Origin of the sequence: Streptococcus sanguinis (assembly GCF_020729725.1) — a bacterium.
In the GTDB taxonomy this organism is placed as follows: domain Bacteria; phylum Bacillota; class Bacilli; order Lactobacillales; family Streptococcaceae; genus Streptococcus; species Streptococcus sanguinis_V.
The window spans coordinates 372262-386885 of sequence record NZ_JAJEPA010000012.1 but is presented as its reverse complement, the minus strand read 5'-3'; the positions used below and the strand labels follow the sequence as shown (position 1 = coordinate 386885).

Annotated in this window: 12 protein-coding genes and 1 pseudogene; all 13 read right to left on the bottom strand. The window is 45.5% G+C overall.

Going from position 1 to position 14624, the window contains the following annotated elements:
- Window positions 1–85: 85 nt before the first annotated feature.
- Window positions 86–1117, bottom strand: coding sequence for a 3-deoxy-7-phosphoheptulonate synthase (locus tag K4I03_RS07240; protein WP_049553418.1), 1032 nt, complete (start codon window positions 1115–1117; stop codon window positions 86–88).
- Window position 1118: 1 nt separating this feature from the next.
- Window positions 1119–2150 carry a 3-deoxy-7-phosphoheptulonate synthase gene (locus K4I03_RS07235; protein ID WP_227964292.1) on the bottom strand — a complete coding sequence of 344 codons (1032 nt, stop codon included), beginning with the start codon at window positions 2148–2150 and terminating at the stop codon, window positions 1119–1121.
- Between the two features lie 20 nt (window positions 2151–2170).
- Window positions 2171–4690, bottom strand: coding sequence for a preprotein translocase subunit SecA (secA, locus tag K4I03_RS07230; RefSeq protein WP_227964290.1), 2520 nt, complete (start codon window positions 4688–4690; stop codon window positions 2171–2173).
- 284 nt (window positions 4691–4974) lie between these two features.
- Entirely contained in the window at window positions 4975–6174 is a 1200-nt protein-coding gene (locus tag K4I03_RS07225; protein ID WP_227964287.1) for an acetate/propionate family kinase, read from the bottom strand.
- 133 nt (window positions 6175–6307) lie between these two features.
- A complete protein-coding gene (locus tag K4I03_RS07220) occupies window positions 6308–7021 on the bottom strand; it encodes an MIP/aquaporin family protein (protein WP_227964285.1) in 714 nt (237 codons plus the stop codon).
- 188 nt (window positions 7022–7209) lie between these two features.
- Window positions 7210–7743, bottom strand: coding sequence for a GlcG/HbpS family heme-binding protein (locus K4I03_RS07215; RefSeq protein ID WP_227964281.1), 534 nt, complete (start codon window positions 7741–7743; stop codon window positions 7210–7212).
- 58 nt (window positions 7744–7801) lie between these two features.
- A complete protein-coding gene (locus tag K4I03_RS07210; RefSeq protein WP_002910467.1) occupies window positions 7802–8182 on the bottom strand; it encodes a glycerol dehydratase reactivase beta/small subunit family protein in 381 nt (126 codons plus the stop codon).
- Window positions 8163–10019, bottom strand: a complete 1857-nt coding sequence (locus K4I03_RS07205) for a diol dehydratase reactivase subunit alpha (protein WP_227964279.1) — start codon at window positions 10017–10019, stop codon at window positions 8163–8165. The genes K4I03_RS07210 and K4I03_RS07205 overlap by 20 nt, the downstream gene beginning before the upstream one ends.
- A 98-nt stretch (window positions 10020–10117) precedes the next feature.
- Window positions 10118–10633, bottom strand: a complete 516-nt coding sequence (locus tag K4I03_RS07200) for a diol dehydratase small subunit (protein ID WP_227964276.1) — start codon at window positions 10631–10633, stop codon at window positions 10118–10120.
- Window positions 10634–10663: 30 nt separating this feature from the next.
- Complete coding sequence (locus K4I03_RS07195; RefSeq protein ID WP_227964274.1) at window positions 10664–11332, bottom strand: propanediol/glycerol family dehydratase medium subunit; 669 nt, start codon at window positions 11330–11332, stop codon at window positions 10664–10666.
- 11 nt (window positions 11333–11343) lie between these two features.
- Complete coding sequence (locus K4I03_RS07190; protein ID WP_002896348.1) at window positions 11344–13005, bottom strand: propanediol/glycerol family dehydratase large subunit; 1662 nt, start codon at window positions 13003–13005, stop codon at window positions 11344–11346.
- Between the two features lie 21 nt (window positions 13006–13026).
- Window positions 13027–13743 (bottom strand): annotated as a pseudogene (gene pduB / locus K4I03_RS07185) (propanediol utilization microcompartment protein PduB); the annotation flags it as partial.
- A 428-nt stretch (window positions 13744–14171) separates the two neighbouring features.
- Window positions 14172–14621 (bottom strand): cupin domain-containing protein, encoded by a 450-nt coding sequence (locus tag K4I03_RS07180; RefSeq protein ID WP_002896350.1) that lies wholly within the window; start codon window positions 14619–14621, stop codon window positions 14172–14174.
- Between the last annotated feature and the right edge of the window lie 3 nt (window positions 14622–14624).

Below are 14624 nucleotides of genomic sequence, written 5' to 3'. Positions count from 1 at the left end.
AAACTCAGCTGGGCCGCCAGCTGAGTTCGTCTTCACCCGACAGTTAGTCCTCTTTACAGGTCAAGACTGTCCCTTTCAATTTTCCTTATTTATCTAAAGTGTTGTAAATTTCTTCAATAAGCTGAACTGTATTGTCCCAGCCTAGGCAAGGGTCAGTGATGGATTTACCAAAGACTTCCGGCTCATTTTGCCGGCCGTCTTCCAGATAAGACTCAATCATAAAACCACGAACCGCTCTCTTAATCTTTTCGTTCCAATCCCGATTCAGCAAGGTCTGACGCACAATCCTAATCTGTTCCAGATACTGCTTGCCAGAGTTATCGTGATTGGTATCGATGACGATGAACGGATTCTCCAAGCCCATCTTTTCATAGTAGGAAATGGCATCCAGCATATTTTCATAGTAGAAATTTGGAATATTTTTACCGTATTCATTGGTAGCCCCACGCAGAATAACGTGAGCCAACGGATTTCCAGAGGTTTCTACTTCCTGACTGTGAAAAAGGAAAGTCTGCTTATTTTGTGCCGCATAGACAGCGTTAAACATAACTCCCAGATTGCCAGAAGTTGGATTCTTCATGCCGACTGGAGCGTCAATACCTGACGCCACAAAGCGGTGCTCCTGGTCTTCAACTGAGCGAGCACCCACAGCATGATAGCTTACCAAGTCGTCCACCAGCACAAGATTGGACGGATAGAGCATCTCATCAGCCGTCGTCAGACCAGTCTCTGTAATGACGCGGTAGTGCAGCTGACGAACAGCCTGCAAACCATTGATAAGACTAGGAGCTTTAGAAGTATCTGGCTGGTGAACCAAGCCCTTATAGCCATCCCCATTGGTCCGCGGCTTAGCAGTGTAGACGCGCATGACGATAAAAATCTTATCTGCGACCTTCTTCTGCAGCTCTGACAAGCGGCGGGCATACTCCAGCACAGCCTCTTCATTGTCCGATGAACATGGGCCAATCACCAAGAGAATACGCTCGTCTTCCCCACTGAGAATCTCAGCTAGTTCTTGATCTCGCTTATTTTTATGAGCCAAGGCCTGACCAGTCAGTCTGGTTCTGGACTTAATCTGCTCAATGTCAATCTTCTGACCTTTTTCGATAAATGCCATACTATTTTCCTAATGTATCATAAATTTCACGAACCAGCTGTTCCGTATTGGCCCAGCCCAGACAAGGATCAGTAATGGACTTGCCAAAGACTTCTGGTTCGTCCTGACGACCGTCTTCCAGATAAGACTCGATCATAAAGCCACGTACTGTAGCCTTAATCTTTTCATTCCAGTCCCGGTTAATCAGAGTCTGGCGAACGATACGAACCTGTTCCAGATACTGCTTACCAGAGTTATCATGATTGGTATCAATGATGATAAAGGGATTTTCTAAGCCCATTTTTTCATACTGGGCAATGGTGTCCAGCAGGTTATCATAATAGTAATTGGGAATATTCTTGCCGTATTCATTGAGGGCACCGCGCAAGATGGCATGCGCCAAAGGATTGCCAGATGTTTCGACTTCCTTACCGGAAAAGAGGAAACTCTGCTTGTTCTGAGCTGCATAGATGCCGTTAAACATGACATTGAGATTGCCAGAAGTCGGATTTTTCAAGCCAGTCGGTAGATCCGCTCCACTGGCAACAAAGCGGTGCTGCTGGTCTTCAACCGAGCGAGCTCCTACAGCCATGTAAGAAATCAAATCATCTACCAGAGGCAGATTTTCTGGATAGAGCATCTCATCAGCTGTGGTCATGCCTGTCTCAGAAATAACCCGATAGTGCAGATTGCGGACTGCCTTGATGCCGTTAATCAGACTAGGAGCGGCAGTCGCATTAGGCTGATGAATAAGCCCTTTGTAGCCATCTCCGTTCGTCCGAGGCTTGGCAGTATAAACCCGCATGACCATAAAGATGCGATCTTTTACTTCTTCTTGGAGAGCAGATAGACGCTTGGCATACTCCAGCACCGCTTCTTCGTTATCTGAAGAGCAGGGACCAATGACCAAGAGAATGCGGTCATCCCGACCACGCAGAATCGCTTCTAATTCTCGGTCACGCTTTTCCTTGCGAGCGAGCATGTCGCCTTCTAGCTTAGCAAGTTGGCGAACTTCTGCCACATCAATGGGTTGACTGGTTGCTTTAAAGGTCATCTATTCTCCTTCTTTTATGCTTACTTTTTACGGCCGTGACAGTTCTTGAACTTCTTGCCAGAACCACACGGACAAGGGTCATTTCTCTTTACGTTAGACAGGTCTGCATTCTCAGGCATATTTGGCGCCTTAGCAGAGATATTGCGGGTAGCTGTCGTACTGATAGCCCGCTCTGTCCGCGGACGCTCTTGCTCATGAATCTGTGCTTTCATCATCAGACGAGTCACATCGAATTCAATGGAGCCAATCATGTCGTTGAACATACGGAAACTCTCTGCTTGGTATTCGACAACTGGGTTATTTTGTGCATAGCCACGCAGTCCAACAGCATTGCGCAGCTGGTCAAGGGCGTCGATATGGTCAGTCCACTTGCTGTCCACCACGCGCAGAATCAAGACCTTCTGGAATTCACGCACAGCTTCTTCGTCTCGCAGCTTAGCAATCTGACTGTCGTAAACTTCCAGTGCACGTTCAAACAGATAATCTTTGATTTCTTGGTCAGACTTGCCTTCCAAATCGCTATCTGAAATAGAATCTTCTGAAACCAAGTTATACTTAGCAAAGTTTAAAATCGCTTCAATCTTATCATCCTGATCAGAGTGGCTGCTGCCATCAACGATACGGTTAATCGTCCGTTTAATCATAGCATGGATTTCAGGACTGAGGTCACGGTCAGCAGTAATGACATCGTGGCGCTCAGCATAGATAATTTCCCGCTGCTCACGCATCACATCATCATACTGCAAGACTTGTTTCCGTGTATCGTAGTTATTTCCTTCGACACGCTTCTGAGCTGCCTCTACCTGACGGGTCAGCATGCCAGACTTGATAACAGAATCTTCGTCACTAAGATTCATTCGATCCAAGAGGGCTTTAATGCGCTCTGAGCCAAAGCGACGCATCAGCTCATCTTCCAGTGACAGGTAGAATTGTGACTCACCTGGATCACCCTGACGGCCTGAACGTCCACGCAGCTGATTGTCAATCCGGCGGCTTTCATGGCGCTCTGTACCGATAACGCAGAGACCGCCCAATTCGCGAACACCTTCACCCAACTTGATATCGGTTCCCCGTCCGGCCATATTGGTCGCAATGGTAACCGCACCACGTTGGCCGGCGTTCATGATAATTTGTGCTTCTTTATAGTGGTTTTTCGCATTAAGAACTTCGTGAGGAACCCCAGCTTCTACCAATTTCTTAGAAATATAATCACTGGTTTCAACCGCAACGGTACCGACCAGAACAGGCTGCCCTTTTTCATGACGCTCTTTAACATCCTGAACAACTGCCTTAAACTTAGAATCAATACTTGGGTAGAGCAGGTCAGAATGGTCAATACGTGCTACCGGACGGTTGGTTGGAATCGGAATAACACGAATGTTGTATGTTTCGCGGAACTCTTCTTCCTCCGTCTTAGCTGTACCTGTCATGCCGGACAGCTTCTTATACATACGGAAGAGGTTCTGATAAGTAATAGAAGCAGAAGTCTTTGTTTCTTCCTGAATCGGCACACCTTCTTTAGCTTCAATCGCTTGGTGGAGACCATCAGAGTAACGACGGCCTTCCATTGTCCGACCAGTAAACTGATCGACAATCAGAATTTCCTGATCTTCACTGACCACATAGTCAATGTCAAGGAGCATGATGTAGTTAGCTCGCAGAGCATTGTCGATAAAGTGAGTCAGGGCAACATTTTCAATATCATAGAGATTGTCCAGCTTGAAGTAACTTTCTGCCTTGTCAATACCTGAGTCAGACAAACCAATCGTCTTAGACTGAACATCGATGATGTAGTCGTCCTTATCCAGAGATTTGACATAGTGGTCAGCCATATGATAAAGCTGGTTGGTATCTGAAGAAACCGGTCCGGATACGATTAACGGTGTCCGAGCTTCGTCAATCAGGATTGAGTCCACCTCATCGACCAAGGCATAGTTGAGCGGACGCTGTACCATGTTTTCAGCGCGGACTACCATGTTATCACGCAGGTAGTCAAAGCCGATTTCAGCATTGGTTGAATAGGTAATGTCGCAAGCGTACGCTTCTTTCTTCTCAGATGGAGACTTAGCTGCCAGATTGATACCGACAGAAAGGCCCAACCAAGAGTAGAGCTCACCCATTTCGGTCGCGTCACGCTCAGTAAGGTATTCATTGACTGTGACAACGTGCACACCTTTGCCTGCAAGGGCATTTAAGTAAACTGGCATCGTCGCTGTCAAGGTTTTTCCTTCACCGGTACGCATCTCTGGAACATCACCATGATGGAGAACAATTCCACCCATAACCTGAACCTTATAAGGGAAAAGGCCCAACACTCGCTTAGCTCCTTCACGGACAACCGCAAAAGCTTCAAATAAGAGCTGATCTAAACTTTCGCCATCAGCATAGCGTTTCTTGAATTCTTCTGTTTTTGCCTGAAGTTCTTCATCAGACAAGGCCGCCATTTCGTCTTCATAAGCCAAGACTTTGTCAGCCATTTTTTCTAATTTTCTTAATTCACCTTTATCATTTTCAATGATAGTCTTTAAAATATTCGCCATTTTTTTCCTTACTATATAATAATCTTTCTGATTTTTAGAATGTTCTTTTCATTATAGCATGTTTTCCTATATCTTTCAAGAATGAAAAAAGCAAAAAAGCTCCAGCAGACTGTGCTTACAGAACTGGGAGAGGTCAGGATATTCGAGGCTAAAAAAGAAAAGGCAGAGGTCTCGCTCTGTCTTTTCGAGTCCAAACAATACAAAGATAAAAAGTGTTCTTTTTGATAAAGAGACCTTTTTCTGATAAGACCTATCACTCCTTGAACATTCTACCGCTATTTTGGCTACTTAAAATTCAACAAGCGCATGGTGTCTTGGGCAATCATCAATTCTTCATTAGTTGGAAGAATGAGGATTTTGGCCTGCGACTGGGGACCTTGGATAAAGAGCTGACCCTGCTCATTAGCTGCCTTATTCAAAGAAAGTCCTAAGCAATTGAGCTTTTGAACGACCAAGCTGCGGATCAAGGCTGAATTCTCACCGATTCCAGCAGTGAAAACCAAGGCGTCCAGACCATCTAAATCTGTGATGTAGCTTGCAATGGTCTGAGCGATGCGGTTGACAAACATGTTGACTGCTAGACTAGCTTTTTCATCGCCTCTGTCACAAGCTTCCAGAACATCTCTTAAATCATTGCTGAGCTGGGAGATAGCCAGCAGACCGGATTCTTTATTGAGGACATCACTTAATTGCTGGGCTGATAATTTTTCCTGTTCTAGCAGGAAAGGGAGAATCATAGGATCTATGTCACCGGAGCGGGAGCCCATCATCAGGCCAGCCAAGGGGGTGAATCCCATCGAAGTATTGACAGACTGACCATTTTTAATGGCGCAGATACTAGCACCATTGCCCAAATGGCAGTTGATAATCTTCAAATGCTCTGCAGCTTCTCCTTGGCCTTCCCAAATCTCCTTTACCTTTTGAGCAATATACTTGTGACTTGTTCCGTGGAAACCATACTTTCTCAAACCGTATTTATGATAGTAATCCCAGGAAAGAGGATAAAGATAATAAGCTTCTGAGAGGCTTTGATGAAAGGCTGTATCAAACACAGCCACTTGTCCTGTCTCCGGCAAGGCCTTTTGGAAAGCTCGAATCCCTACCAAGTTGACAGGGTTATGGCTAGGAGCTAGGAAGGACAGCTTCTCAATGATGGATAGCACTTGCTCGTCTATCAAAGCAGAATCATCAAAGGATTCTCCGCCATGGGCTACACGATGACCGACTCCATCTATCTCGTCCAGAGATGCAATCAGCTTCCGCTCCAAAAGAAAGTCAAGCAAGTAATCAACGGCAAATTGATGTGAAGGAATGGCCAGCAGTTCCTTTTCTTTTTGACCTTCAAATTCAATCTTAAAAATACCTTCCTTTAAGCCAATCTTTTCAAAAATTCCTTTCACCAAAAGGCTTTCATCAGGCATACTGAGCAGTTGAAATTTTAATGACGAACTGCCCGCATTAATCGCAAAAATTTTTTTAGACATATTTTTCTCCTGAGCAATGAAAACAGTGATTTTTTCAAATAACGTTTTTTGAAAACTGAAACTTTCCATTGCTGCTTGTTAGATAAATAAGCTAGCTTCAAATGGTCGGCTAGCTTATTTACTATTTTATATATTACATAGCATTGACTGCCAAGACAGCCAAGACAGCGCCGATAGTCGGTCCTACAATTGGCACCCAAGCATAAGCCCAGTTTGCATCTCCTTTATTCGGAACTGGCAAGAGGGCATAAGCAAGGCGCGGACCGAAGTCCCGAGCTGGGTTGAGGGCAAAACCTGTCGTCGAACCCAAAGACAAGCCGACCGCCATAATGAGGAAGCCAACTAAGAGTGGAGTGAGTCCTGGCGTGATTTCGCCGTGCGTTATCATCAAAAGTGCAAAGATGAAGAAGAAAGTCGCAACGATTTCACTGAGCAGATTAAATGCTGGATTCTGGATGGCTGGTCCAGTAGCAAATACGCCAACTGAGTTGCCTTCTTCTGCCTTGGTTTCCTTGAAGTGCGGATAATAGAAGAGCACTACAATAGCGGCTCCGACAAAGGCCCCGAGAATCTGAGCAATGATATAGCCCACCACTTGCTCCCAAGGGAAGATGCCTCCTACCGCAAAGGCAATAGTGACAGCTGGGTTAAGGTGACCGCCAGTATTGTAAAATCCTGCCGTATAGACACCCAAGGTCACTGCCAAGCCCCAGCCAAATACAACGGTAAACCAGTTGGGAGAGAAACCTTTTGCGAAACTCTTATTAAGACTGATAGACGCTCCGATTCCATTCCCAAAAACCATCAGAACCATGGTGCCTAAAAATTCACCTAGATATTTTTCCATACTCCATACTCCTTCATTTCGAAATACTTTATACTCTCTCCTCTATATTGCTTCTACAGCGCAATATAGATTCTAAGAAAGCATAAGAGAAATATGCTCGTAAAATAGGAGAAAATTCCTAGCTCCAAAGCATGGATTGCAAGTGGTATTCTCTCCTCTGATATTATTTAATTAGCTAGATTGCTTCTCTACAGTCCTACAGCATACTCAGCAATGGACTGGTCTTCCTCAGAACTTCCTCCGCTGACGCCGATACCGCCAATCATTTCTGACTGGCAATAAATAGGAATGCCACCAGCTAAACTAACGACCTTATTGTCAGTCATCGTTTCCAGCTGGTAGAGCCATTGGCCAGGCTGAGTTAAAGATGCTAAATCCTTGGACTGCATCCTCATGCCAACAGCTGTGTATGCTTTCTTATAAGCCATATCGTTACTCACTAACAAGGCATTTTCCATACGATAGGTCATCACGACTTGTGCTGCTGGATCAACCACCGTTATCACGACAGCTAGTCCTAGCTCTTCAGCCTTGCGTCTAGCCCTCGTTACCAATTCCCAGGCATCCTGATAGATATTTGTGAAAAGAACAGGCTCTTTATCCAGTAAAGTTTGGCATCTGGCAAGGACTTTTTGGATGATGATGTCCTGCAATTCTGAGTTTCCTTTCCAGCTTGATAGCTCTGGACTGCTGAGCTCGTCTTTCTCTCTATCTCTAGCCATCCATTTCACCTCTTTTCAGTAGTTGACACGGACATCTTTTTGAATCGAACGGAACAAGTCAAAAAGATGCTTCTAACAGGTCAGATTTTTTAAACGGGACTCCCTTGACCAAACGCGCTGCATTTGAGCCAAACAGGCGCAAGACGTGGTCAGGTATAGCGGAATAATCTTTGATACGATAGATAAATTTTTCAAGCGGCAAGTTACGATAATGGAGGACTGCATCTCGCCCGTCACAGGCAATCCCTACTAAAAGCTGGGATTGAGTTGCAGCCACATGAGCTAGTGATACAGGATCGCTCAGTTCATCTGGGCTGACTAGACTAAATGGGATACCTTCCTCTTCGATACCGTAGCCGATTTGTGCTACCTTATCCGCAGGAGCATTGTCCGTAGCTATCAGCCTAATGGTGGGCTTTCTAGTATAAGCTAATTCCATAGTCGGCCCCCCATTTCTCTCTGACATAGGTCAAAATCAGTCCAGTCGCTACTGCATTTCGAGGCCCTACCAAGCCACGCACATTACCTCGACCAGCTACAATGGCATTCTGAGAGAGGGCTTCGGTCACTAGCTGAGGTATTTCAAAGTCCAAAGCTGAGCCACCTACGATGACAACGAAAGGAATGTCTCGAATATTCTGAGTAGGGCTGACACGCTTGAGAGCCCGAACTGCATTGGTAACAAAGACTCTTTCTTTGGCAGACTGCCGAACGAGTTTGATTTTCTCGATAGAGTAGTCTCCGTCATCAATAGGAACAAATTCATCATTTTCCTTGACGATGACGACTCTGGCAAACAAATCTCCAGACAGCGGCTTGTCAAAAAACTGAACAGTGCCGTCTTCATGCCGGATATGAAAAAGACTTTCTACCTTAGCCAGAGGATATCGTTTGATGTCTTCTGCTAGATGATGATTTTCCAATCCCAACTCCGAATTGATCAGCATGGTTACCATATCACCGGCACCGGCTAGATGGACAGCCAAGATTTGACCCTTGCTATCAATAATGGAAGCATCTGTCGAGCCTGCTCCTAAGTCCAAAATAGCCAAGGGGCGATCCGTCCCTGGTGTAGTCAGAGCCCCGAGGATAGCTGATTCAGCTTCTGCTCCACCGATTTCTACGGTAATACCCAACTCACGTTCGACTTCTTGGGCAATGATGGACATTTGCAGCTTGTCAGAATTTACCATAGAGGCAATGCCGACAGCCTGCTCCATAGAAAATTCTCCTGCCACACCACCGCGCACAGAAATCGGAGCAAAAGTATTGACGGCTAGTAAGTCACGGATATAAATGTCGGAAGGCTCTTTCTCGGTCAGGTTAGCCATAGTTTGACGAACCTTCTCCAGCATGCCACCAACATTGGTCCCCGCTTCTCCGACAACATTGCTAATCTCGCCAGCATAGACAATCTTCTCCATAATCTCATCGGCACCCTTGGAAATATCCACCTTTAAGGTATGCTCCTTGCCGATAATTTGGATACTGCCTGCTGGAATCGTCCGAGCCTGAACGTCGCCTGCTGGCGTCTTAATCACGACAGCTGAGCGGTTGCCAATGAGGGCACGGGCAATGGGAACGATGCTTTTCGTCTCTTCTGCACTCAAGCCGAACACTGTCGCAATGCCATAGGGATTGGATAATTGGGAAATCACCTTCCCCTGCTCTACCACTTCAACAGCAGCTTGCATGCCCAAAGGCACCTTGTCAATAAAGAGAATCTCATCCACGATTGGAATCTTCTGGCTAATGCGGTTATTGACCAGAACCCCATCATCCGCTTGCAAGATTGCAGCGGTAATCTGATAGCCCTTGGCTAGATAGGCATTGATCAGCTGGGCAACCAAGTCAAAATCAATAATCTTTGGCACTACCACGATGTATTTCCCATCAAGAGGATGATGAACCAAATCGAGAATATCTACTGTGAGTCCAATCCCCAGACCCAGTCCGCCTGGAGTACGAGGATTATGACCAATCATGGTAGACTCAGTAATGACTGTCTCTGTGATGGTTTCCATGGCAACATCGCCGATAACAGGCGTCGCTTCATTGATCCGAATCAAATCAACTTGTCCCAACTCAAGCGATGTTTGCTCCATCAATTTTCTCAGAGATTGATAAATCCCGTGGACATTTTCCTTGGTCCCCTTGATGCCTGTTGTATCCGCAATGGCTGAGGCAAGAAAGTGAATGCTTCCATCATCTTGCACTTCAGCTAAGGCAGACTCGGTCGAAGAATTTCCTATGTCTACTCCAATGATTCGTTTCACATTTTCACCTCCACCAAGATTAGGCTATTTTGAGCAGCACTTATAAAAGCAGTGACAATAATCTTTTTTCAACCCAAAATAGCCTTGGTAAAACCGAATTAGTTGTCGCCTTTCAACTTCTTGCGGCGCTCATAATTTTCAGCGGCTTCTCTGACAAAGCCCCCACAGATAACAGCTCCATATTGGTTTTCCAATTCATTGGCGATGTCCAATAATTCCTGTTTGGAAGACCGGTAAGGGCGCAGGGCATTGTAGATTTCCAGCACACGCGCATCCGGAACCTTGGTCAGTTCCGCAGCCCGAGAAAAGTTATACTGGATTGCTTCGCGGCCGGCATTCTTAGCAATTTCACCTTGCTTGATCAAAATCTCCGGCTTAATCCGCAAATCCTCAGCCGTTACATAGCCAGACAAGATATTTTCCAGAGTAATATCTTCGAATTTCTTATCCTGACCAACCTTTATCCAGTCAGGGTGTTTTTTAGAAATAGGATAATCAGCCGCTGTCGCTTCATCAGAACTGACAGGACGATTGGCTGCTCCTTGACTAGCTGAGCCGCTATCGCTTAGCTCGGCTAATATTTGTTTTACTAATGTTTCTACTGATTCACTCATTCTGATTTCTCCTTGTAGACATCATATGCATCAAATCACCTGACATTCATCAGCTGGTTTTCCTCGTTTAACCAGTTTCGTTTCCTTGATATGCAGCAAGGCTGAGTAGGCCTGATACTTAGGACGAGCCATTTGGTCGTTAAGGGTTGGCACCGGATTTGGTGTTTCACCCTTGGCATACTTAGCAGCATTTTTACCAATCAAACGATAGGTTTCAGGAGTTAACAAAGGTGCCTGCGGGAAGAGTTCCAGATTACTGAGCGGTGGCAAATCACGTTGGTGAATAACCGTTGTTCCCTTAGACTGAACACCGATAGAAATGCCAGAACCAGACAAGTGGTCTCCTTCTACTGCTACAAAGGCAACGTCAGAAGAACGATAGACCTTGACAATGCGAGCCTTGAGCCCTTCTTCTTCGATACCAGCCACCAGCTGACGAAGCACTTCCGTATGAGGAATGTTCACCATTGTCTTCACCTGCTGTTCCCCAAAGGCAGGTCCAACTGCAATAACGACTTCATCCGTTGACTGGCTAGGCTTAGCCACACCAACTGTACGGATGACAGCTTTTTCATTGGACACAGGCTTTGTAACAGGCTTTTCGCTTGTTTCAGCAGCTGTTTCGTTGGTATTGGCGCTCATCTCTTTCATCACTTCTGCAATAATGGAGCGCAGTAAAGTTTCATTTATCTCTGTCATATTAGCTCCTCCTATACATCACGCGGGTCAATCGCTTTAGGAATGTCTTTGACTTTTTCCCATTCTTCGCCGACCAGACGATGGCCTGTACCGACACCAACATAGTCATTCGGTGAATTCACCGCTGAAATAACATTCCAATCCCGATCAAAGATAGCAGATGTTTGCAGGAAATCCCCTGCTACACGTTGCTTGAACAAATTGAGCAGCTCATTGGCAACTTCAGGGAAGCCATTATTAGCCAAGGCTTTGATCAAATCAGCCCCTTGAACGCCGCGTTCCAGAATACCTTGAGCAGCCTTAATATCTTCAACCTTATCCCGCTCTGGCATATCTTTAGAGCCATGAGCATAGGTCGCTGCTTCGACTTCTTCGTCGGTAATCGGCGGCAGACCTAAGCCCTTGAAAAGAGCTTGCATAACGCGTGCTGCCTTGTTCCGAACCTTTACAACTTCCTCTTCACGTACAGGACGAAGACCACCGTCTACCCGCAGGTCACGCTGCAGGACATTGTAGTCGTCAAAGTCTTCCGCATCCCAGTTAGATCCGGCAAACATATTGTCATAGTTTGGCGTAGCAGAGTAGCCAGAGTTGATAAAATCTGTACCTGGCGCAAACTGCATCAAAGTCCGAACGGAGCGACGTAAGTCTGAGTGAGTAAAGGTTTGGTCATTTGATGAAGCACATTCCAAGTCCAGCATGCTGGCAATCAAGTTTTCAGCAACGACTGCCCGAATACCACTTGGAACAGCTGCAGGAATACCGATACAGCTAACTGATCCATTCTGAGTTCCTTGAACCCCAGCCGCTTTCGTGACATAAAGACAGCGAGCTTCTAGATAGAGCATGGACTTGCCTTCGGCTTGTCCCATCTGTACTTCAGACCCTGTACCAGAAGTGAAGCGCATCTTGAGTCCCCGAGAAGCATAGGCTGAAGCCAGAAATGCTTTAGACCAAGGTGTATCATCTCCATCGGTGAAGACATCTTCTGTACCATAAACAGAGATGGTCTCAGCATAAGCTGTAAAGCCACGCATACCAAATTCTAGTTCTGTCGCTTCTTCCAAAGAGCACTGAGTCAGTACTCCGGGACGGCCAACTTGGGAACCAATCATCAGAGACAGGGCATTGAAAGGAGCGTAACGCACTACGGCAACTGTTGTTTCCTGCTCTGCAAAACCACGCAGAGCTCCTTCAGCTGCATCTGCAGCAATCTGAACTGGATTATCATTGACGTTAGTGACGTGGGCTTGAGTAGCTGTTTGCTTACGGGTCCGCATCTTTTGCAGACACATCATAATTTCCACGACATTCATCTGATTGACCACTTCAATGATCTTTGCTGGAGTCATGGCCTTGGTTAGCTTAATGATTTCTGTCCGAGGTACATTCGGTGTCAATATTTTATTGGCAATCTCTCTTGAGTCCATCTGAATAACTTCTTCAGCTCGGCTCAGGTCAATCCCATAGTTGGCAATGAATTGGTCAATCAGGTCAAATTCTTCTTTTGGTTTGCCGTCTAACTCAACCACTTTTCCATTTTGAATTTTGATACTGGGTTTAGGATCATTGGGGCTTTCCATAGCCACTAAACCTTCTTCGACCCATTCTTTTACAAATCCATCTTGGTTGATAGGGCGTTCGCTTAATACTTCAAAACGTTTGGATCTCATACCGTTTCCTCCCTCTCACTCTTAAATGTAAGATGGCTGTGAGTTGGTTGGCTCGTCACCCATACTGCCTAAAAGTGCCAGTCCAACTTCACGCGCTGAGATAACTGATTGTCTAACTGCTCCAGAATCCCCACTGATAAAGAGGATGGCTTCGTTTGAGTGGCTGGTGCCACCATTTCCTGGAGAAGCATAGCCGACAACAGTAACGTTTGCAGCCTTAACAGCTGTATCCGCCATAACAACACCAATAGCTGCAGGTGCTCCGACAATCAAGCCAAAAGCACGGCCGTATTCAGCACCAAAGGCAGTCTGACAAGCATAGCTAGCACGCGCAGTATACTGGAGTTCAATATGCCCTGCATCATTAGCATAAACATCACCAAAGGTTCGATCTACTTCCTTCAAGGTTACTTCCACAGCTCGTCTGACATCTGATACATCTTCACCACCGAAGATAATCAAACTTCCGTGTCCAGCACCGCCCTTGGTATCACGAGGCAGTTCGATTTTAACAATTTCTGTATTGGTTGCTTTGACCGCTTCATCTGCGGCCATAATATGAGGACCCGCACCGGTACGAGCACCGACTACACCAATTGAGCGATAGCTCTTTTCTAGCTTCATAGCATCCAGCACCTGCTGGTCCACATTGGCAATGACAAGTCCAATTGTATCGCCTATCGGATTAACACCGACAAATTCTGTAATATTGCATTTGTTTTCCATAAGACAGCTCCTTTCGCTGACATGTTTTTTGAAGCGCTTACAATTTTAGAGAATAGGCAAATCAGATAAGAGGAGCACCATAGCTATACGCCTCTTTCTGATTCTTTCTTTCTTACTTTTTTTGGGTCAAAAGAATAGATTATTCTAAGGTTTTCTGTTAAAATGAGTATGGTTGTTTTTTATAAAGGAAAAAATTCTGCATTCTCAAAAAGAGCCTAACCAACTTTTTTAGGAATGCTAAGCTAAGCCTACAAGAAATATACTTGACAGGCCTTTCCCTTCAAAAATAACAATCGCAGAGACAGATAACAGATGATAAACTTTTCGCAGGGTTGCTCATCTTCTATCTGTTTTTTTATTTTCCATCATTACAGAATGGCAGGACAGCAGGCCGCTGTCCTGCCATTCTAGTAAATCTGATAGTTGAATCTTCCGACAAACTAGCCTTGCCAGTCAGCCGGATAGGTCACATAGATAAAGCGGGCCTTATCTCTGACAGAGAACTGAATGTCGCTGCCTTTAGGGATAAAGAGTACTTCGCCAGGGCCAGCTGTCATGACTTCGTCACCAACGATAATATCAAGACGCCCTTCAATGACATAATCCACTTCATCATAGTCCAGATGCCAAGGGAAAGTTGTCTTTTCCATGGTCATCAGACCCAAGCCCAATCGTGGGCTTTCGTCTAAAGTCAGCAAGTCTCGTGTATAAACTTGATGACTCGCATCACCTGTATCCAAGCGATCTTCTGGACGAACATCTAGACCTGGCAGGGCGATAGAAGCCACTCCTGCCTTACTGACTTTCTTCCCGCCATCTTTAGTGGCTAATTCTTCCAATAAAATCTTACGAACCAATGTTTCTAGGTCAGAACGATTAATATCTGCCATACT

What these genes read in the sequence shown, in the direction of transcription:
- K4I03_RS07240 (WP_049553418.1), bottom strand. Translation starts at nt 1,117, where the DNA reads ATGGCATTTATCGAAAAAGGTCAGAAGATTGACATTGAGCAGATTAAG.
- K4I03_RS07235 (WP_227964292.1), bottom strand. Translation starts at nt 2,150, where the DNA reads ATGACCTTTAAAGCAACCAGTCAACCCATTGATGTGGCAGAAGTTCGC.
- secA (WP_227964290.1), bottom strand. Translation starts at nt 4,690, where the DNA reads ATGGCGAATATTTTAAAGACTATCATTGAAAATGATAAAGGTGAATTA.
- K4I03_RS07225 (WP_227964287.1), bottom strand. Translation starts at nt 6,174, where the DNA reads ATGTCTAAAAAAATTTTTGCGATTAATGCGGGCAGTTCGTCATTAAAA.
- K4I03_RS07220 (WP_227964285.1), bottom strand. Translation starts at nt 7,021, where the DNA reads ATGGAAAAATATCTAGGTGAATTTTTAGGCACCATGGTTCTGATGGTT.
- K4I03_RS07215 (WP_227964281.1), bottom strand. Translation starts at nt 7,743, where the DNA reads ATGGCTAGAGATAGAGAGAAAGACGAGCTCAGCAGTCCAGAGCTATCA.
- K4I03_RS07210 (WP_002910467.1), bottom strand. Translation starts at nt 8,182, where the DNA reads ATGGAATTAGCTTATACTAGAAAGCCCACCATTAGGCTGATAGCTACG.
- K4I03_RS07200 (WP_227964276.1), bottom strand. Translation starts at nt 10,633, where the DNA reads ATGAGTGAATCAGTAGAAACATTAGTAAAACAAATATTAGCCGAGCTA.
- K4I03_RS07195 (WP_227964274.1), bottom strand. Translation starts at nt 11,332, where the DNA reads ATGACAGAGATAAATGAAACTTTACTGCGCTCCATTATTGCAGAAGTG.
- K4I03_RS07190 (WP_002896348.1), bottom strand. Translation starts at nt 13,005, where the DNA reads ATGAGATCCAAACGTTTTGAAGTATTAAGCGAACGCCCTATCAACCAA.
- K4I03_RS07180 (WP_002896350.1), bottom strand. Translation starts at nt 14,621, where the DNA reads ATGGCAGATATTAATCGTTCTGACCTAGAAACATTGGTTCGTAAGATT.